The organism is Pseudomonas sp. YQ_5, assembly GCF_043103305.1.
Classification (GTDB): Bacteria; Pseudomonadota; Gammaproteobacteria; order Pseudomonadales; family Pseudomonadaceae; genus Aquipseudomonas; species Aquipseudomonas putida_Y.
The window spans coordinates 1-19,837 of record NZ_JBICJS010000102.1; the positions used below are offsets into that span (position 1 = coordinate 1).

Annotated in this window: 16 protein-coding genes; 1 reads left to right on the forward strand and 15 read right to left on the reverse strand. The window is 47.3% G+C overall.

Translation table 11 applies throughout. The features are described from left to right. Nucleotides 1-232: hypothetical protein (locus ACF8EA_RS23720; protein ID WP_392523475.1), on the forward strand; the 232-nt coding region annotated here is incomplete at its 5' end. Nucleotides 233-473: 241 nt separating this feature from the next. Here the strand turns inward: ACF8EA_RS23720 and ACF8EA_RS23725 are convergent. From ACF8EA_RS23725 to ihfB, 15 genes are all read right to left on the reverse strand, one after another. Further along, complete coding sequence (locus ACF8EA_RS23725; RefSeq protein WP_392523476.1) at nt 474-2,480, reverse strand: polysaccharide biosynthesis protein; 2,007 nt, start codon at nt 2,478-2,480, stop codon at nt 474-476. Nucleotides 2,481-2,512: 32 nt separating this feature from the next. Further along, entirely contained in the window at nt 2,513-3,925 is a 1,413-nt protein-coding gene (locus ACF8EA_RS23730) for a mannose-1-phosphate guanylyltransferase/mannose-6-phosphate isomerase (protein ID WP_392523478.1), read from the reverse strand. Between the two features lie 19 nt (nt 3,926-3,944). After that, nucleotides 3,945-5,144 carry a hypothetical protein gene (locus ACF8EA_RS23735; protein ID WP_279935501.1) on the reverse strand — a complete coding sequence of 400 codons (1,200 nt, stop codon included), beginning with the start codon at nt 5,142-5,144 and terminating at the stop codon, nt 3,945-3,947. Further along, complete coding sequence (locus ACF8EA_RS23740) at nt 5,137-6,258, reverse strand: hypothetical protein (RefSeq protein WP_279935502.1); 1,122 nt, start codon at nt 6,256-6,258, stop codon at nt 5,137-5,139. The genes ACF8EA_RS23735 and ACF8EA_RS23740 overlap by 8 nt, the downstream gene beginning before the upstream one ends. A gap of 6 nt (nt 6,259-6,264) precedes the next feature. Then, nucleotides 6,265-8,037 carry an asparagine synthase (glutamine-hydrolyzing) gene (gene asnB / locus ACF8EA_RS23745; RefSeq protein WP_392523481.1) on the reverse strand — a complete coding sequence of 591 codons (1,773 nt, stop codon included), beginning with the start codon at nt 8,035-8,037 and terminating at the stop codon, nt 6,265-6,267. Beyond that, nucleotides 8,037-8,591 (reverse strand): sugar transferase, encoded by a 555-nt coding sequence (locus ACF8EA_RS23750; RefSeq protein ID WP_279935505.1) that lies wholly within the window; start codon nt 8,589-8,591, stop codon nt 8,037-8,039. The genes asnB and ACF8EA_RS23750 overlap by 1 nt, the downstream gene beginning before the upstream one ends. Next, nucleotides 8,584-9,390: a hypothetical protein gene (locus ACF8EA_RS23755; protein WP_279935506.1), complete on the reverse strand. Its 807-nt coding sequence runs from the start codon at nt 9,388-9,390 to the stop codon at nt 8,584-8,586. Before ACF8EA_RS23755 ends, ACF8EA_RS23750 begins: the two co-directional genes overlap by 8 nt. Continuing rightward, the gene (locus ACF8EA_RS23760; protein WP_279935507.1) at nt 9,383-10,888 is read right to left on the reverse strand and encodes a lipid II flippase MurJ; all 1,506 of its coding nucleotides are present in this window, start codon (nt 10,886-10,888) and stop codon (nt 9,383-9,385) included. Before ACF8EA_RS23760 ends, ACF8EA_RS23755 begins: the two co-directional genes overlap by 8 nt. Nucleotides 10,889-10,992: 104 nt before the next feature. After that, nucleotides 10,993-13,245 (reverse strand): N-acetylneuraminate synthase family protein, encoded by a 2,253-nt coding sequence (locus ACF8EA_RS23765; RefSeq protein ID WP_392523484.1) that lies wholly within the window; start codon nt 13,243-13,245, stop codon nt 10,993-10,995. A 2-nt stretch (nt 13,246-13,247) separates the two neighbouring features. After that, nucleotides 13,248-13,934, reverse strand: coding sequence for an acylneuraminate cytidylyltransferase family protein (locus tag ACF8EA_RS23770; protein ID WP_279935510.1), 687 nt, complete (start codon nt 13,932-13,934; stop codon nt 13,248-13,250). 611 nt (nt 13,935-14,545) lie between these two features. After that, on the reverse strand, nt 14,546-15,964 hold the full coding sequence (locus tag ACF8EA_RS23775; protein WP_392523486.1) for a Wzz/FepE/Etk N-terminal domain-containing protein: 1,419 nt from the start codon (nt 15,962-15,964) through the stop codon (nt 14,546-14,548). Nucleotides 15,965-16,075: 111 nt separating this feature from the next. After that, entirely contained in the window at nt 16,076-17,143 is a 1,068-nt protein-coding gene (locus ACF8EA_RS23780) for an LPS O-antigen chain length determinant protein WzzB (protein WP_392523488.1), read from the reverse strand. A gap of 203 nt (nt 17,144-17,346) precedes the next feature. Beyond that, on the reverse strand, nt 17,347-18,774 hold the full coding sequence (locus tag ACF8EA_RS23785) for an MBL fold metallo-hydrolase RNA specificity domain-containing protein (protein ID WP_392523490.1): 1,428 nt from the start codon (nt 18,772-18,774) through the stop codon (nt 17,347-17,349). Between the two features lie 102 nt (nt 18,775-18,876). After that, nucleotides 18,877-19,140, reverse strand: coding sequence for a lipopolysaccharide assembly protein LapA domain-containing protein (locus ACF8EA_RS23790; protein ID WP_028697046.1), 264 nt, complete (start codon nt 19,138-19,140; stop codon nt 18,877-18,879). Nucleotides 19,141-19,159: 19 nt separating this feature from the next. Further along, nucleotides 19,160-19,456 (reverse strand): integration host factor subunit beta, encoded by a 297-nt coding sequence (gene ihfB / locus ACF8EA_RS23795; protein ID WP_003252675.1) that lies wholly within the window; start codon nt 19,454-19,456, stop codon nt 19,160-19,162. Nucleotides 19,457-19,837: the final 381 nt, after the last annotated feature.

Genomic DNA, 19,837 nt, shown 5'->3' on the forward strand with positions numbered 1-19,837 from the left:
TCATGGCGGGCTGGCTCCAGAAAGAAATCGGGAGCACAGCATCGGGAATCAGGTGGACGGTTGGAATGTGGGGATGATGGATCCCTTACAATGCCACGGTAAACGATGGCCTCACCTTGCGGTAGGTGGGGTTCATGGATCGGTTACGTTTGAGCACCTGCCGTATGCATCGTCGGTGGCTGACTACGAAGCCCTGCTGCCGTGGAACTGCTCACCAGAGATGCCACGGTAACCTGTTGCCCCATCATGTGATAGGTGGGATTCATGGATCGCACACGGTAATTCTGCATGTAAGGATCTGTGCGGGAGGCGGCAGGTAACTGCCGTGCCCACCGCGACCAAATCACTTCAAAATTAATCCCACTTACCGCACGTACATAAAATGGAAATATAAGCGCGATAAGCATGCCGACTCGGCATGCAAATATAGGGCATGTCAACACATCACCACACCGACTAGAACATCAGAAAACTTATCCGTCCATTCGCCTTTGCATATAAACGTAATCAACAACCTCTCCATCGGGAACATAGCCACTAACATTCTCCCTGAGCAACTTTCTAACAGAAAGAAAATCATCGCCCTCCAACGCCCGCAGTATATTTGAAAGGCTTTTCTTTAAGCACTCCCAATCTACAAACTCTTCATTTGCACGCATGATCATTGGGTGCTCCGTCGGCTGCACGTTATCGCCAATCAAAAGCTCTTCGTAGAGTTTCTCTCCCGGCCTCAAGCCAGAAAATTCGATTGGGATATCACCATGCGGATTACTCTTTGAACGAACGCTCAACCCCGACAACTTCACCATCTTCTCTGCCAAGTCTACAATCTTGACTGGCTGCCCCATATCTAGAACAAAAACATCTCCGCCAAAACCAAGTGAACCCGCCTGAATTACTAACTGGGCTGCCTCAGGAATTGTCATAAAATAGCGAGTAATATTAGGATGAGTAACAGTAACTGGCCCGCCTCGCTCAATCTGCTCACGAAACAAAGGAATAACCGAGCCTGAGGAACCAAGCACGTTCCCGAAGCGCACCATAGTGAACCGTGTTCTATTTACATGCTGCACGCCCGTTAAATCACCCATCAAAATCGGGGTAGACTCCTCACTCAACGCCTGGAGTAGCATTTCAGCCAAACGCTTAGTACTGCCCATGACGTTCGTTGGACGTACCGCTTTATCTGTAGAAATAAGAACAAAGTTCTCCACGCCGCTCTTTATAGCAGCTTGCGCGGTATTCATCGTCCCCAAAACATTGTTAAGGACACCCTCAGATACGTTATGCTCAACCATCGGCACATGCTTATAGGCTGCCGCATGATAAACCGTATTTATACGCCAGGTATCCATTACATCTTGCAATCTGACAGCATTACGAATGGAGCCTAGAATGGGTACTATCTGAATAGACAGCGCTTTTCTAAGTACTTGGCGCTCCAATTCGCGATGAATGCTATACAGGTTATATTCTGAGTGTTCGAATAGCACCAAAACACGCGCGCCACATGAAACTACCTGGCGACATATTTCTGAACCAATTGACCCACCTGCTCCGGTGACCAAAACCGCCTGGCCCTTAATACAGCGTTCAAAAAGCTCTTTCTGTGGAGGGACTGGGTCGCGACCGAGCAGGTCAGCAATATCAACCTCCTGTAAATCGTCTACTTTGACTTTACCATTAGCCAAGTCCATAAAACCTGGCACAGACCGAACGTGAAGTGGGAATGGCTCCAACATTTTAAGTATTTCACTACGCCGCCCCCGTGAGGCAGATGGAATAGCAAGGAGGATTTCGCTAGGATTCACCTCCTCCATCATTAACTGAATATCGCTAGATTTATAAACTCGAAGACCAGCGATAACTCGCCTATCAATTGATAAGTCATCATCTATAAAGGCAACAGGCAAGCTTGAGCGCCCCAACCTAAGGGCTGCTAACAGTTGGTTACCCGCAGCCCCTGCTCCGTAAATCGCAACGCGCGGACTACCCTCTCGCTGTGATGAAAACCTTTTCAACGATGGGTCAAACCATTCACCCAGAAAAAATGATCGCATAAATAGCCGCATTCCACCGAGTAAAAGAAGACTCAGCCACCAGAAATTGAAAACCATGGAACGCGGGATCAATTTTGGGGCATGATCACCACGCCAATAAATAACCAGGGCCAAAGTCAAAGCTGACAGAGTGACAGCCTTCATAGTCACCACTAAGGCAGCATTACCGAAATAACGCATTACCGCTCGATACAATCCAACTCGAAAGAAAATGGGTATAGAAACTAATGGAGCGGTCAAGAAAAGCCATCCATGTCCTCGGAATGGCTCCACAAATCCCGCTTCACCTAATCGAACAAAGAAAGCAAGCCACAAAGCGAGCCAAACCAGTAAAACGTCTACAGAGACCTGAAGCAGTCGCTTTCGGCTTCTCGGAAGCTCTACAAGTTTTTTTCGCAAGTCATCAGCAAGCGTTAACATAATGCACCTAATTTCCTAGTCGAAACCAATCGCTACTCTGCGCGCCCATAAATGTCGTCAAAACGAACGATATCATCTTCGCCCAAATATGCTCCAGACTGAACCTCGATTAGTTCAAGCGGAATGATTCCCGGATTCTCTAACGAATGAGTTTGGCCGATTGGAATATAGGTAGATTGATTCTCCGTGACGAGATATGTTTTTTCGCCATTACTTACCTTGGCAGTACCACTAACCACAATCCAATGCTCTGCTCGATGATGATGCATTTGGACAGATAGCTTACCTCCGGGTTTAACACATATGTGCTTTACCTGATATCTGGGTCCGCTACCAATAGAATCGTACATACCCCATGGCCGATAGACTTCGCGATGAGAAATATGCTCGCTTCGCTTATACTCATTTATCCTTTCCACTACCTTCTTTACATCTTGAACATTATTTTTATTGCAAACCAAGACCGCATCTTTGGTTTCTACAATAATTAAATCTTGAACACCAACCGCAGCAACGAGACGACTTTGAGAGTAAATATAATTTTGCAAAGCACCTTCAACTATAACATCTCCCTTTAACACGTTACGCTCTTTATCTTTAGCACTTACCTCCCACAAAGCCGACCAAGAACCAATGTCATTCCAACCTGCATCTAGCGGGACAACAGCAGCCTTGGGTGTTCTTTCCATAATTGCATAATCAATGGACTCCGCTGGACAGGCAGAGAAAGACTTAGGATCCACACGAACAAAATCCAAGTCTACAGTGCCTACTTCCAACGCGCGCTGACAGCACTCAAAAATATCAGGGCGCAGTGCTTTTACTTCATTGAGGTAAGAAGATGCCTTGAATAAAAACATTCCGCTGTTCCACAAAAATTTTCCACTATCTATATATTTTTTTGCCGTGTCAATTAGTGGTTTTTCCACAAACTGACTGACACTGAATCCACCTATTTCTAACTGCGGCCCTTTTTCAATATATCCATACCCGGTTTCCGGATGTGTTGGCACAATACCAAAAGTAACCAAATACTCACTTTCTGCTAATCTCACCCCACTTTCTACCGCTTTATGAAAAGCTTGGACATCAGGGATATCATGATCGGCAGCTAAAATCAGCAATAATGGGTCATCATAAGTATCAATTGCCTTAATGGCAGCCAACGTTATTGCAGGTGCTGTATTTTTACCTTCTGGCTCAAGGAGAATCTGGGCCCCCTGGAGGCCAATAGCTCGAACTTGCTCCGCCGCAAGAAATCGATGGCTATCATTGCAAATCAGCAAAGGTGGAGACGCATCAAGTCCCTCCAAACGCCTTAGAGTCGTCTGCAGCATGGACTCGGCGGGATCAATCAACGAAATGAATTGCTTAGGGTTCAACTGTCGAGATAGCGGCCAGAGCCGAGTACCACTGCCACCAGCCATTATTACGGGAACGATCATATCTACTCTCGGATAAAAACTAAATTGATAGTATAGCGTGAGCAACCCGCTCAGCTGCATTTTCTATAAGATAGGGAGGACTGGCTAGAGGCTGTTTATTAACTAACGAAGCCAAACGTTTCAACTCACCAACCAACTCACTAGGGCTACTTAATCCAATAGAGTAGCCGATTTTTGCGAATGGGACAGTGGAAGTAAACGCAGAGCCGTCTATCGTAACAAGCTGACAACCCATAATTCGGCCTTGCAACCCAACGGTGGATGTCAAAGTTACAATAACATGTACCTCTTTCAGCAACTCTTCCAAAGGCTGGTGCTGAGCACTAATTTTTACGAAACTCGGATAAGTACGCGGCTCCTCATTGGGGTGATTACGCACGATCAATTGCCAGTCTGGATTGCAAGAGAACACCTCTATCAACTCGTGCTCTACTGCAATTGGCAATCCAACATTCCCCACAGCATTTAGCTCATAGACATATTCCGGCTCTTGCTGCGAAGCCCAAAGAACCGTAAATGGCAAGATTTTCTTTTGCTTGGCCAAAGAGTTTCTATTGTTATTAAACCTTTTTACCAACGTATCGAATGCGGGATTTCCTGTCACCTGGATATCGCCGTGCCGACCCAGCACACGCAGTCGCTCAGCAACCGATATATCAAAGACGCAGACCGTATCAGCAAGCTCCACTAACCAACTTTCACAACGGAAAGAAAACATATCTATTATTGCAACGGAGCGTACATTTAAACTACGCGCCGCTATTAGGGCAGCCTTTTCGGAGCGGGGTGAGTTGGTAGTGACAACAATATCTGGCTCGACTAGAGAAATGATCTCCCTCATACTCTCGATAGGCAAAAATACCTGGCGGCCACCTTGCTCGTATATTTCAGCAGCCTTTTGATGGCTGCCAGCCTGCTTAATTAATTCTAAATAATTCTTGCCAAGATAGGCTATTGATTCGTCCAAATCAAAAATATTAGTCATTTTTTGGACTAGACTTTTGCCATGCGACAAAACTTCAGCATCCTGTCCAAAAAAATCTTTATATGCCAATATCCTGAAACGCTCAGAAATTAAGCCCGAGAACTCACGAACTGCTGTAGTAAGGGCTAAACAAATCACCTCCACATCTTGACTAGTTCGCAACAAATGATCAATAACTGGCCGAACTAACCTAGCATGTCCGCCACCATAAACAACAAAAAGTATCTTACGCATTATTTACACCAAATTTACTCGCATGACGCGGAACCAATAAAACCGCCAAACACACAGCGAATAACAACATAAATATTTCCTCATGATCCAAATAAAACTCAGTTAGCTGAGAAAATAGAAGCGCAATAAAAACGGGATAAAAAGTACTATTCGAATACCAGAAGCGTCGCAACATAAAATACAGGGCCACTAACAACAAGGAGAAACCCACATAACCGGCTTCGACCAAAAATGCGTAATACATTGAGTGAAGCCCGTACTGCGGTCCAAGCCCCCCCTCAAAAAGAAAATTGTTTTTTTGAAAAACACCAAATCCTATCCCAAAAAACACGTTAGACGATAACATAGAAATCGCGACTTCCCATATTTGAACGCGCTTATTGTAAATGGCCAATATCAAATCGTTGCTTTCTAGCAACAAAGGGAAGAAGACACAAAAAATTAGCAACAGCATTACAATTATAGGTTTAACCCTTACTAGTCGCACCCCAATGTATGTAGCAATACACAAGCAAGACATTGCCGCCCCTCCCAGAACCGTACCAACTGCCAACAAGGAGTACGTAACTTTATTTTTATTCCACTTGGCCCCCACAGAAAACAGCATAAAAATCAGAAGGATAGACACAATGGAAAATGGATTAGGATTTGTGTAGAAGCTATCAGCTCGATACGGATCTATAAAATAGTCTCGATAGAAAACACTTAAACCAAAGTTAACACAGATAACCTCTACAACCCCAAAAACAACAAATACACACTGCAGCCAAGCTATAACCTTTACGATATACACCATGTCAAAGTATTTTTGGCGCAATCTTGACAACGCGCAGCCCATTAGGTAGGTACAAAAGAATAACGCAGCGTATAAACACCCTACCCAATTTTTTAAAAAAATAGATTGAACTAATACATAAACGCATAGCAAGACCCAAACAATTTCCCACTTGGCCTTTTTGAAATTTACCCTCAAGGCTCCATATATACCTAATGTTGCGAGCATTAACTTTTCTAGAAAAAAACCCATGGGCTCTAATGCACAGGCGAAAAAAAACATTATGACGAAGGAGAGCCAGATAAATCTGGCCCTGTTAAATATTAAAAATGAACTCATGACATATTAATCCATGAACTTTCTGGCCCATAACTCTACAGCCATTAACGCCCTGATTTCTCTAGTATTATTCTGTATATTATTCACATGGTTTTCCAATAGCACCCTTACATAATCCGAATTAAATAAATTACGCCCTCTAGTTCTCTCGCTAAGCAAAAGATCTTGGCATAGTGAATACAGCTCATTTTTAAACCATTCACCAACAGGAACTGTAAACATTTGCTTTTTACGATAAGCCAACCGCTGCCCGATCAGACCTTCAACTGACTTCTTATAAATATACTTTGTTTGACTTTCATTTAACTTCAATCGACCTGGCATAGAAAAAGCCAGTTCGATCATACGATGATCCAAGAACGGCGCTCTATTTTCAATAGAAGCGGCCATACCCATTCTATCAGGCTTAACCAAATTATTCCCCGAAAGCAATAACTTCGTATCAATATAGAGAGCCTGATTAATTCTATCAAAGTGCCGAACTTCACTAAAAACCTCCTTAAGCCGACTACCAATCACATCGGGAGAGGTCAAATCCTTAACAAGCAACTTAGGCAAATTATCGGACGTAAAGAGAGCAATATTTTTCGAGTACAGCCTCTCGAACTGATCTACGCTCAGCTCATCAGCGTTATTATTGGCGAAGAAATTCGCATATTTTTCATAGCCCGCAAAAAGCTCATCAGCCCCATCTCCAGTCAAAACCATCTTGACATCTTTCGCAGCTAGTTGAGCCACTTTCAATGTTGGCATGAAGGAGACATCACCATGAGGTTGGTCACAGTGATATATGGCTGTAGACCACATCCCTAACATATCGGGATGAACAATCTCACAGGTGTGCTCAGTGGAAAATCGTTCGGCTGCTTCCTGCGCATATGGAGACTCATCGTACCTAGGATCATTAAAACCGATGCTGTACGTTTTGACTGGAGATTCCAAGTGTCGAGCCATAAGCCCAACAATAGTGCTAGAGTCAACCCCTCCTGAAAGAAAAGCGCCAAAAGGAACGTCAGAGCGCAGACGGATTCTGACTGAATCATCCAAGCAATTATTAAATTCCTCAATCCACTCGGACTCACTCTGTTGCTTTGTCTCTACGCCTGAACAATCCCACCACTTTGTGGTTCTTACTCCACTTGTGTCAATTTCAAGATAAACCCCTGGCTCGACATGATAGATACCTTCAAACATTGTCAGCGGAGATGGAACATAATTAAATGCTAAGTATTGCTCCAATGCTTTTTGACAAATATTTTTATTTTCTTTCGCCTCAAGTATAGCTTTTATCTCAGACGCAAAGATCAATTTTTCATTTGAAAGCGAGTAGTATAGCGGCTTTTCGCCCACTCGATCTCTAAACAAAATTAACTTTTGCTTTTCGCCATCCCAAATTGCAATAGCAAACATGCCATTTAATTCTTTTAACCCCGCGATACCTTTTGTCAAATATAACCCAAGAATAACCTCGGTATCGCAGTGCGTTTTACAATCGTACCCGTGCTTTTTTAACGACTGCGCAATCTCAACATGATTGAAAATCTCACCATTCTGAACAACAACAACTTTCTGATCATCAGATATAAATGGCTGTTGACCATGCTCGACATCAAGAATTGCTAGGCGCTGGTTTCCAACGGCAACGGAAGTAATTGGGTCATGATAAATACCCCGGCCATCAGGGCCGCGATAACTGATTTTATCACCCATTCTTTCCAGCACATTGTCTGGAAACCGTTTACCGCTGAGGTCGTAATAACCAAAAATTCCGCACATCATCAGTTACCGTTCGAGGAAAATAATTTGATAGCTGTTTTAAAAATAATTTTCATATCAAGCTGAAAGCTATGATTCAAAACGTAATTTTTGTCAAGTTCCCAACGCTGTTCCCAAGTAGCCTTAGATCTAAGCTCAGCTTGGGCGAGACCTGTCACGCCAGGAGGTACTGAGTTTCTTAAGCTCCACTGTTCAGCGGTGTACTCATCGACTTGAGCCGGTACATTTGGTCTAGGCCCAACCAGACTCATATCTCCGATTAAAACATTAATAAGCTGGGGAAGCTCATCAATGCTCGTTTTCCTAATGAACCTACCAACTTTGGTAATTCTTTTATCACCTGACAAAGTAGAATATCCACCTAGCTTATCAGCATTGGGAACCATACTTCTCAATTTCCACATCTTAAAATGCTTACCACCCAGCCCAACTCGGGTTTGGCCATAGAATGCTTTTCCGCCATCAAAGCGAATAATAAATGCAACAGCAATAAGCAATGGAAACAAAACAACTAGCGCGATCGACGCCACTATGATATCAAAAAAACGCTTAGCCATTAGCAACAACCTCGAAAACCTTCTCGCGCAGCTTGTTGTGCATAATCATAAGATCATCTACCGATGCTCCAAGCAGGTGCTCTCTCGCATCCTTCAGCTTTTGAAGCTCGCACTCAAAGTCAATACTTTTGTTTAGATCCTCGACATTGGTCGCATTATTATGAAATGCACGAGAGAGAATAACACCGCTCGACTTCAACCGCACATGCTCAGCCATAACCAATTCCGCAGGAATCGCACCGCTGCCTATTCTAGCAACCCCCCCGAAACCTGTAGGCTTCCGGGACTTATCCATAATACCTTCAACAGTACCATCAACCAGTAACTCAAACATGAAGCGTTTCTTCATCTGAAGGTGTAAATCATTCAAACCAATATGGACTTCGTTAACAGACTCCAATAGAGAAACTTGCTCTACCACTCGCGCGGCCCCAATAGTTTCTACTAACGGTATGATTTTCACCCTTCCATTCGCAAACTCAGCAAATGTCTCAATTACACTTGCCTCATCGAACATAGGGACCATAATCGAGTCGCAGCCGCTGGCGATCACCATCTCAACTTCGTCTCTGCTTCCGGAGTATAACGGGTTCAACCTAACCATCAAATCAGCTGTTTTCAAGCGACGGCTGATTAGTTCAATGTTAGCAGGATTGTGACAACTTATCACCGTGTTCAGGTGCCCTTGCCGAGCGACCTTACCGTTTCGCTCTAGGTCCACAAAGATCCTAGTGACACCACAAATCTCAACATACTCAGCCACATCCGGACTATCCGTTATAAACATGTAGTTAAACACGAAACTTTCCTCTCGAAATTTTACCCAAAACTTTTTTCAAGTAAGCCTTAAGTACAGGATGTGACAGCGCGGCATACATACCCGCCGCCATGTAAACTGGCATAATTATGGAAGTCCGCAACAGCTCAGACTCTGCCTGCAAAGCATAATCCAAGCAAATAATAAGGGTCGGCGCGAGCAGTATAGCTACAAACCACCGACAACTTACTATGCCACCAAAGGAACCAAACCACCTTCTCACGAACAAGAGAGCCATGATGAGAAGACCTACAAATTGGGACATAACTAGACATCTCACGATGTAGTCCATTCTGGACACCCCAAAAATTTTTAGCAGCATTACAAACAATGCAACTGCAAACAAATTTGCAAACAGCGGAACACGTGTGCTACCTGCCGAATTGAAAACTGAACTGAGGAATATAATCGAACCTTGAGAGATCAGTATAAGAGAGCCGAGTTTTACACTCTCTGCAATAACGACTAAACTAACGTTATCAAGCACGGCCCCATAAACCATTTTCACATAGACGTCACTATAGATCCAAACAGGCAGCATGACAAAAATAGCCGTGAACAGCGTAAGTTCAATCCCCCTTATCGCTAAACTCAGGTAATCTCTTTTATCAACTACCCAAGCTTTGGCCAAGCTAGGCATAAATACAACCGATAAAAATGTAACTGCGACCATCAGAGGCAGCTCAATTAACTTAAACATATAGTTAAACATAGCTACCCCCCCCTCACCTGCAGCCGAGGAAAATGAACGCCCTATGACTGGATATACGAAAATAACTCCCGAAGACATCATTGCCTGCAGAAACCTTACCACCACTTCCTTAGAGATATAGTTTCGCTCAAATAAACCTATGAGAGCCCCACGATCGAACACAACCAAGAACTGATAAAAAAACCTTACAAACGCCGCTAGGAAAACAGCTATAAGGATTAATTTTAAATCCTCAATATAAAAATAACCACACAACAACAACCCGACAATCAGAACACCATTAAAAACAAGAGTACCGATACCTGCCATAAAAAACTTACCTTCGTAGTGAAAGTAAGCCGAATTCACGGCAACTAGCAAAGACAGCGGAAAAATAAATATCGCCACTTTGACGCCATAATCAGCTAGATCAAGTGATACAGGTGAGATCCCAGGGGCCAATAACGAGACAATGCTTATAGAAAAAAACTGAAGCACTACTGAAATCGTAAGCGAGCCAATCAACGCAGCTAGAATGGCTTGAAACCATATGACTTTTGCCTTTTCTTCATTCGCCACAAAGCCTGGAATAAGAGCAGCGCCAATTGCAGAGCCTGCCAATATATTCAAAAGAAGATCCGGTAGCGTCAACCAAAGCACGACGATATCAGCCGCAGCACTTACACCATATGTTTTGGCAACGATAAGCTCTCTAACAAACCCAGAAAGCCTCCCAATCAAAAGTGCTAGATTTAGTATCAATGACGATATGAGAATCTTCTTTATCACTATTTTTTGTTCGCAAATTTATTTAAATCTATTCGCCAAGCCACCCCAAGATAACATTTAAATACTTGGGGTGGACTCAAAGCATCTCTGATTACTATACGCCTTTACAGATACCCCTCAAGGAAGTCTAGGGCAACCCAGAATCCCTCCCCCCCATTTTTATGCCCCTGCCATACCTCAGGAATAAACTGAACTCCTGGATTCTTCTTGGAGAGTAGCAGGGACAAACTTTCAAAATTCACATCACCTTTACCGATCTCTACGCCCTCGCCATCAACTCCCTTTGCATCAACCACATGCATATGGACGTTATATGGCGAAACAGCCTCAACAAACTCATTAAGATCCCACCCGTAATAGTTACAGGACATCATAGAGTGAGACACATCTAGGCAAATCTTGATTTCGCTATTTAACTCGCAAAACTCTCGGATTTCCTGCGCAGACACAAAAAGATTATGATAACTTTGCCCACCAAAGTGCCAAGGATATGGCGGCATAGTTTGCACTGCAATTTGGACCCCGCTCAAGTCAATAGACTCAAAAGCCTCAGCTATTTTTTTATACTTTGCAGGCTTGAGAGCAGGATCAATAAAGCCTTTGTTATCCCACCCGCCTGCGTTGACCACTATGACTGGGCGCTCTGTCCTCGGGAAAAACTTCTTCAATTCGCGCGTAATCGAAACTACCCGCTCCAGTTCTTTAATAGAGTGCTGGCGGTATTCTTCATCTGCAGCACAAAGATCCAATATATGATCCCCAGCAAAGAGTTCTGGACTATGCACAGCAAAACCAATAGGCTCAGGCCCGCTAAAGTACTCACTGAGATCTACATCAAGGTCTTTATACGACAAATGAAACTCAACAAAATCTAAATTTGATCCCGTTACGATTTTCCGATAATCGTGATACCGAACGGGAACCCCGAACGGCCGATCAAACTTATAATCTGAACGTTTATTTACAACGCCCTTAATATCTGACTCGAAGAAAAAACCGCCTTTATCGATATCTCGATTGGCGATTTTACCCACTAACTCATCGATACGATTTGGTTGTATTCCCTGTCCTGGGCTTTTAATATCAACCATAGATCGTTCTATTGCAGTGCCCTGTTTGATTGTGCAATTGGCAACCAAACTCTTCGCCAGGTTTTCACGATTCATGAGTTCGCCTTGAGTAATTTCTCTAGGTAACTCGTCGGACCCAAGTCCTTCCTCAACATTTCGTATCTGGCGCACCATCTCGGCAAATTCATCGGGCAACAAACTTACTTTATGGTCAGTCCCCTCTAGCCCTTGATCTACAGTCAAGTGCTTTTCGATAACACAGGCCCCCAAAGCGATGGACGCAATAGGAACACATATACCTCTCTCATGGCCGGAGTAACCAACTAATTTTCCTGTAATTTTTTTCAGCCGAGTAAGATATTTTAGATTCACATCTTTAAACGGGGTTGGATATGTTGAGTTGCAATGTAACAACACATAATTAGCACCCAGCCTATCAAGGAAGGCAACTGTGCTTTTAATCTCACTCTCACTGGACATCCCGGTTGAACAGAAGAATGGTTTACCCGTTCTACTAATTGCTTCAAGTAATTCGTAATTTGTAAAGTCCGCAGATGCGACCTTATAAGCTGGCATCCCATAGGACTCCAGCGCCGAAAGCGAATCTAAATCCCACGGGGTGCACAACGGAAGGACATTCTTCTCTTTACAGTAGTCAAATATCTCAAACAGCTCTGAATTGGAAAGCTGAAACTTTTCCAGCAAGTCCATTGTATATTGGGCACCTAGATCCACCGATGCATCGTTGCTATCACCTTCGTTCTTATATAGTTGCTTTACGTTACGCATCTGAAACTTAGCACAATCAACACCGGCAGCAACCGCATGATCGACTAGCTGTTTTGCAAGATTAATATCCCCTTGATGGTTATTACCAATCTCAGCAATTATGAAAGCTGGCGAATTCTCAGAAACTTCTAAATCACCAACAAAAAAACCTTCTGACTTTTGAAACGCCAAGTGCAGTAAGTGCCCAGCTTCATCAACAACCGGTAAGCAATCAACACCGTTTTGGAAAAGATACTGATAACTAGACTTATCCTCTCCAAGCACAACTCTTTTACAAGCAGGATTCATTACAGCACTTGCGGGCGCACTCAAGTCAATACTATCGCCACTAGTCAGCCACCTACGTATATCTCCGTCAGAGATGCTCCCCATAAGGACAGCACGCTCTGAAACAACAAACGCAATCCTCGATTTATTTTCACTTATCTTTTTAAGGACATCACCCAAGGAGTCCTCCGAAAAAACAATATACTTCTGAGTGCTTTTTGTAATGTACATATTTATTTAGCCTCGCGCCCCAGCATGATGCACTCGCAAATATTAAAGTCCATAAGGGAATCTATCTCATACGACTCATCTTCAGGTGTGATATACATACCTATCCTTCCGCAGAGCCTGTTTCGAGTCTTAATCAAATCATCCAAACGAGTAATATAGAAAGATCCAGTCTCCAGATAGTTTCTTTCAGATTCTAAAATATCCTGTCGCCGCGGCCGACTCATAAAGTCATATGAAGCCTGAGGAGATGCAGGATTTTTCCAAAAGAACCTATGTGAAGGAGAGACGGTCAACAGACTATTGAACTGACCTTCTTTAAAGAAACGAATCGCATCATCAAATCGACCATCCGCTCTAACGGGCGAAGTAGCCTGGATTAGCAAAAAATTATCAAACTTCTCGTCATGTGAGACCAGCCAATCACAATAGTGCAGCATTGCACTTTCTGTAGACGCTGTATCACCTGAGATATCAGATGGGCGCAAGAAAGGCACTTCAGCTCCGAAGCGCAGGGCACATTCTGCAATTTCAGGGCAGTCAGTAGATACAACTACCTTATCAATCAGTGTTGACCGCTTCGCTTGCTCGATGCTCCAGGCTATCAGGGGTTTCCCGGCTAGCATGCGAATATTTTTTTTGGGAATCCCTTTGGATCCTCCGCGAGCAGGTATAAAGGCCACAGTTGCCATTCAGGATCAATCTCCCTAAAATAGACGGCATAGATAAAAATAGCTGGTCTGGCGCATTATATATAACGTAACAATATATCCAGACCACTCTAAATGGCACACCTTTTATTCATAACTGCAATATCGATGAGCTATAAGATGCCCCTAAACTGGATGGGCTTTAGCCATGAGCAATGCAGATCATTCCTGAAAGGGTCACCCTCATTAACACATTTGTAAAAAAATCACAAGAGCCTATATATTTCAACCACTTATAAGTACTGAGGCCTCCACCTCTTCTAGAACCCAGCCTTACTCAGTACTTTGATTGAAGTCTTCGAGCACTTGCCCCAGGCTTTTTCTGTCGCATGATAAGTCTGAATTAAATTTGGCCTAGACTTAAAAATCCAAATCGCGCGTTATAGACTCCAACTAGCACTTACTTTTAAATACTGCGCTAGAGGGGATAATAAAATATATTTTTTACCTATTTAAGGCGTCAGGTTGACTGAGAGCAACCTGGCGCAGAACGATGACTGCCATACGAGACGCCAAATCATAGGTGGCTAGGCTTCGGCAATCCATCGGAGCTCTCCGAACAGATGCAATGATTAAATGGCATTAAAGCAACATCATACAGTTGGGGAGCAAGCCTGGGCTTCACCCACCTTGGCATGGCGCTGTCCTATCGAATCACTGGGCAAAACACGATGCGCCGAACCCTCGATTTCAAGAACTCGCAGTTGCTTTACATGATCCTTGAAAGCCCCACGCAGCAGGGCAGCGACTGTTCCAAGCAAAAGGCCGCCGACAAATGCAATTAACACGATAAGTGCTTTACGCGGTTTCAAAGGCTTGCTGGAGGGTACCGCACGCTGATCAATATTCACCAAGTGCAGTCCCTGCAACTGGGTATCGATGGCTTGTAAGCGCGCACGCTCCACGCGAAGCCCTTCGATCCCCTCCAAAAATGCTTCTTCGCTCGCCCTAGCCTTGATTGCCTCGACTTTGCGGTTGGTCGACAGCAAGATGAGCTCTTTGCGGATTTGGCTGATTCTCGGCTCGACGAAGTCATCTGAATTACGCTTGCGCAATGCAGCACGCTCGGCTTCGAGCACGTCGGTACCCATGAAGTAAAGCGGCACCGGCCTACCGTTTACTTCGGTACGGATGACGCTGCCATTTGCCGCGCCTTCATCAGCCATCAGGGAGGGGGTAGATGGTTTTTTCAAACCGAGGCTTCGCGCAACACTGATAGCCTCATCAAGCTCGGCCAGGCGCGCCTCGCGGCGCAGTTTCAACTGAACGCGCAAAGCCTTGAGCTCATCATTGAGCTGCGCACGCTTGATTGCATCTGCCTCTTCGAGGCGAGCGATACGGCTTTCATTCCCGGTCCGATATTCCGACACCGCAGAGTTCAGCTTCTTGTCCACCTCTGCCAAGCGGTTGGCCAAGATAATCTGCATATCGTTGGAAAGCTGGCTACGCTCTCGCTCGATTGCGTAATCGACGAAGTCGTTGAGGATGGCCGCGCCATTTACGCCTTTTTCATAGCGCATCTTCAGTCCGATAAAATCGCTTAACACGTCGTTTTTTTTCGGGTCTGCCAGGACTACGCTGAGCGCATCGCGGTTGAAGTCTTCAAACGCCTCTTCGACACTTTGCCCCTCATCCTGAAACGCATCAATGAGATCTGGCCTAGAACGAAAGAAATCCAACCGAGCGTTGTAAGAGTCTATTGTTGCGCCGACTCTCTTGAGTGCTTCCGCCGGCGGCAATGAGTAGATTTTTGACCGATTCAAGGCATCCAGTTGGTTCAGTGCCACTGGCCTTAAAGTGGTGGACGCCTCATAGATTGGCGTAATGCTGTTGACGACTACGGCACTAACGAGCGCACAGACGCACCCAATAGCAACAATTAGCAAACGTCTATGCCAGATAGTGCGCAAAACTCTAAAAAGGTCGATTTCGCCTGAAGCGGCCATGGAAGGGGCGTACGCAGCGCTATTCACAATACTTGCCTGCCTGTAACGGTGGTTTAACCAAGACATGCAGGTAGAATCAGCGCGTCGTGCTTGCTCTTCCAGCGTTCCATGTCATCGGCGACGAAAGGCCATTGTTGCACCTTCCGCAATCGACAACAACGCTTACCGGATGCTTTCCTATCGATGAAGTTCCTCACCATTCGTCGCCTTGTGCCTACGCCATATATCCCGCCCTAGAGCCACCATCACGCCAAGGCCAACACCAAGACAAGCCGATAGAAGCAGGATGACAGCTTTTAACGGCTTGATCGGCTCGTCAGGCTGGGAAACAGCGCCATCCTGTTGATACATCGCGACCAAGGAAGGATCGACCTTCAACGTGCGCAAGAAACTGAGCTTTTCCTGCTTTTCACGCAAATCTTGGATGAACGGGTCGTCCGATGAGCGCGCTTCCAGGTTGGCGATTTCAGCCTCCAGCGCCTTCGTACCGCGCATGTAGGTGAGAGCCCCATTCATACCGGCAGACACTTCATTGGACAGCGTATCGGAAATGATCGGTGGCTTTTCCAGGCCAATCGACCGCGCTACGCGCAACGCTTCCTTGAGCCGGGCAACCTGGTCCATACGCTGATTGCTGGCGGTGGCTCGCGCGGTCTTGATTTGCTGATCAAGGTTATCAGCCATGATCGATATGTCACTGCGTGTACCGCTCAACAACTCGTTCTTTGCTCGCTCCGCAGCCAACTCGGCGTAATTCGATACCCACGTCGCCGCAAGGCGCGGGTCTTCCAGGTTCGCAGTCAGGACATAACGATCAGGCATGTCTTTGCTAGCCACGGCCACTTTCAGCATGCTGTTGAACCGAGCATAAAGGGCATCACGAGAGCCGCCCCGCTCTTCTTCGGTCAGCATGGGCAGGAAGGCGCTGCGAAAGAATTTGTCTCGTACCGCTTCGGACTGGAGGGACTTGAGGTAGATGCTGTACACATCTTTGGCACTCAGTGGCGCCAGGCCCGTTCCCTCACCACGACCGTAGTTCAGTTGGGCAATCTCGCTCTGGGAAGGAGGCTGTATATACAGCTTCGCCTCATACACCGGCGAAACCAGCATCACATAAGCCAACCCCAAAGCAATCACCGGTACCGCAACCAGCCCTACCCAGATTTTTTGGCGCCAAACACCCTGCACAAGCTCAATCAGGTCAATCTCATCGCTACCACTCAGGCGCTCGCGTTCATTGCGCATTTAGTCTTTTTTTCCTTGGGTCTGATGGCATCATCTCGGGGCACGCTTCCAACCTAAGCGACTCAACACCCTTCGAATCAAGCGTAGCGGCTATTCGCCACTCTTTCTGCCACGCTTCTAACTTTACTTCAAGCAACAGTAGAAAGACCCGCCTCGCAAAAGTTCCTCACTTTCTGACAGAGATCAACCTTCCCGCCAAGAGGTCATTTCGGGACTGTGACGCACACCTCATCCTCCGACAGTGCAAACTTTCCGCGCAGCGCAGCCGCAAGCGCTTGCTTCGCTTTTTTCTCGCCATGTACCAACACTACCCGCCGAGCATTGCAGCCGTGCGCGAACGCCACCAACTGCGCCTGATCCGCATGCCCCGAGTAGCCGCCCAAGGTCATCACCTTCGCCCGGATCTCATACATCTGCCCATCCAGATCAATCTGCACAAACCCTTCCGCCCCTTCACTCGCCTGTATCACCGCGCCCGGGGTCCCCTTGGCCTGGTAACCGACAAACATCACCTCGTGCCGCGGATCCCCCAGCATGGCCTTGAGGTAATTGACGATGCGCCCACCCGAGCACATGCCATTGCCGGCAATGACGATTGCCGGCCGCCCGGTGCTCTTCAGGTAATTGACCACCTGCTGGTGGCGGGCGTGGGTGTCCACACTTATAAGCTGGCTGAAACCGAGCGGGTCGCGCCCTTCGGCAAGGCGCGCCCGTGCTTCGGCATTCCAGTAGTCGTGCAGCTCCCGGTATACACCGGTAATGCGCTGGGCCAGGGGCGAATCGAGGATGATGGGCAGTTGCGACCAGTCGAGCGGGTCGCCATCGGGGGCCGGGCCGGCTTTGTTCAGCAAGGCCTTGCGGTGAAGAATGCCTTCGAGCTCGTACAGTAATTCCTGGGTGCGACCGAGGCTGAAGGCCGGAATCAGCAGCGTACCCTGATCGGCCAGTGCGCGGTCGATAGCTGCTTCCAGCCGCTGCTGACGGTCGCCCGCAGGCGGGTGCAGGCGGTCGCCATAGGTGCTTTCCAGTACCAGTACATCGGCCCGTTCCGGGGGCTGCACGGGGCGTAGCAAGGGGTTGCCACAAGCGCCCAGGTCACCGGAGAACACGTAGCGGAGGTCGGCTTGTACGCGCACCACATCGCATTCGACATAGGCCGAACCCAGCAGATGCCCGGCCCGTTGCAGGCGAATACGGCAATTGAGACCGGGGAGCTCGACCAGGGTATGCCACTGCTCGAAAGGCAAGGGCACGATCAGGTCGCGGATGAACTCCAGATACCTCGCCACATGGGCGGGCTCGCTGCTGACAGTCAACTTGTAGGCGTCTTCCAGCACCAATGGCAGTAGCCGGGCAGACGGCTCGCTGCACAGGATAGGGCCACGATAGCCGGCAGCCAGCAGTGCCGGGATGCGGCCGACGTGATCGAGATGCACATGAGTGATAACCAGCGCCTGAATACCCTGCACGTCGAAGCCGAGCGGCGCCGATGCTGCACCCGGCGCGGCATCGATGCCCTGCTCCAGGCCGCAGTCGATCAGCAGGCTGGTGGACGGATCGAGGTGCAGTTGATGGCAGGAGCCGGTGACGCCGCGAGTGCCACCGTGATGGGAAAGGACGGGATATTCCATGCTGCGCACACTCGCCTGGGCCGAAAATGAAGTGCGTTATTACTCCATGACGGCCATTGCAGGCATAGGTGAGACTTTCCCAAATGGGCGTAGGAAATTACCTTAGTTACCGCTCAGTGCCGCCTCACGGGCTGAAGCCCTGATCTTGCGCTTGCTGCGCTGCACGCCGTAGGCACCCAGCAATGGCCCGACGGCCAAGCCGATGACCAAGGCGGCCAGCACCAGCACGGCTACTGGCACCTCTGGCGCGACCCAGCCAAACAGGACCAGCGACACGGCTTGCTGGTTCTCCAGCACGAAGAACAGCACCACAGCCGCCAACAGCAGCACGAACACCGCCACCAGGGCGCGCTTGAGGTTACGCATCAGATTGCTCCTTGATTGATCAGGCTTCGGCCTCGTCTTCTTCATTGACGCGGTCGCGCAGTTCCTTGCCGGGTTTGAAGTGCGGCACGAACTTGCCTTCGAGGCTGACCGACTGGCCGGTCTTGGGGTTACGGCCTACGCGTGGAGCGCGATAGTGCAGCGAGAAGCTGCCAAAACCGCGGATCTCGATGCGATCGCCGGTAGCCAGGCATTGTGACATCTGTTCAAGCATGGTCTTGATGGCCAGCTCCACGTCCTTGGACGAGAGCAGCCCCTGATGGGTGACAATACGTTCGATCAGCTCCGACTTCGTCATATTTTTCCCTTCGTTATCAAGCAGCTAGATCATTGCTTAACCAGTTTGTAGCACGCTGGGAAGGATTTGAACAGGGTGGTTCTTGACTTAATAAAAAAATTCAAGATTGAAGTTTTACAGGAATGGTCTAGCTGGCGGGGGTTGGCATGATTGGTGGCGGGGCGGCAACCACGGAGGGCCTGAGGGGATGGCGGTAGGGGGGCGTGGCCTGTATGGCGGTAGAGGGGCGTCGCCTGGGTGACCGAGCGCCGCCTGTATCGCGGTAGAGGGGCGTCGCCTGGGTGACCGAGCGCCGCCTGTATGGCGGTAGAGGGGCGTCGCCTGGGAGATCGAGCGCCGCCCGCGCGGCGCATCGCGAGCTGCGCTCGCTCCTACGTTTGT

What these genes read in the sequence shown, in the direction of transcription:
- ACF8EA_RS23735 (WP_279935501.1), bottom strand. Translation starts at nt 5,144, where the DNA reads ATGCGTAAGATACTTTTTGTTGTTTATGGTGGCGGACATGCTAGGTTA.
- ACF8EA_RS23750 (WP_279935505.1), bottom strand. Translation starts at nt 8,591, where the DNA reads ATGGCTAAGCGTTTTTTTGATATCATAGTGGCGTCGATCGCGCTAGTT.
- ACF8EA_RS23790 (WP_028697046.1), bottom strand. Translation starts at nt 19,140, where the DNA reads ATGCGTAACCTCAAGCGCGCCCTGGTGGCGGTGTTCGTGCTGCTGTTG.
- ihfB (WP_003252675.1), bottom strand. Translation starts at nt 19,456, where the DNA reads ATGACGAAGTCGGAGCTGATCGAACGTATTGTCACCCATCAGGGGCTG.
- ACF8EA_RS23775 (WP_392523486.1), bottom strand. Translation starts at nt 15,964, where the DNA reads ATGTCTTGGTTAAACCACCGTTACAGGCAGGCAAGTATTGTGAATAGC.
- ACF8EA_RS23740 (WP_279935502.1), bottom strand. Translation starts at nt 6,258, where the DNA reads ATGAGTTCATTTTTAATATTTAACAGGGCCAGATTTATCTGGCTCTCC.
- ACF8EA_RS23730 (WP_392523478.1), bottom strand. Translation starts at nt 3,925, where the DNA reads ATGATCGTTCCCGTAATAATGGCTGGTGGCAGTGGTACTCGGCTCTGG.
- ACF8EA_RS23725 (WP_392523476.1), bottom strand. Translation starts at nt 2,480, where the DNA reads ATGTTAACGCTTGCTGATGACTTGCGAAAAAAACTTGTAGAGCTTCCG.
- ACF8EA_RS23785 (WP_392523490.1), bottom strand. Translation starts at nt 18,774, where the DNA reads ATGGAATATCCCGTCCTTTCCCATCACGGTGGCACTCGCGGCGTCACC.
- ACF8EA_RS23765 (WP_392523484.1), bottom strand. Translation starts at nt 13,245, where the DNA reads ATGTACATTACAAAAAGCACTCAGAAGTATATTGTTTTTTCGGAGGAC.
- ACF8EA_RS23780 (WP_392523488.1), bottom strand. Translation starts at nt 17,143, where the DNA reads ATGCGCAATGAACGCGAGCGCCTGAGTGGTAGCGATGAGATTGACCTG.
- asnB (WP_392523481.1), bottom strand. Translation starts at nt 8,037, where the DNA reads ATGATGTGCGGAATTTTTGGTTATTACGACCTCAGCGGTAAACGGTTT.
- ACF8EA_RS23770 (WP_279935510.1), bottom strand. Translation starts at nt 13,934, where the DNA reads ATGGCAACTGTGGCCTTTATACCTGCTCGCGGAGGATCCAAAGGGATT.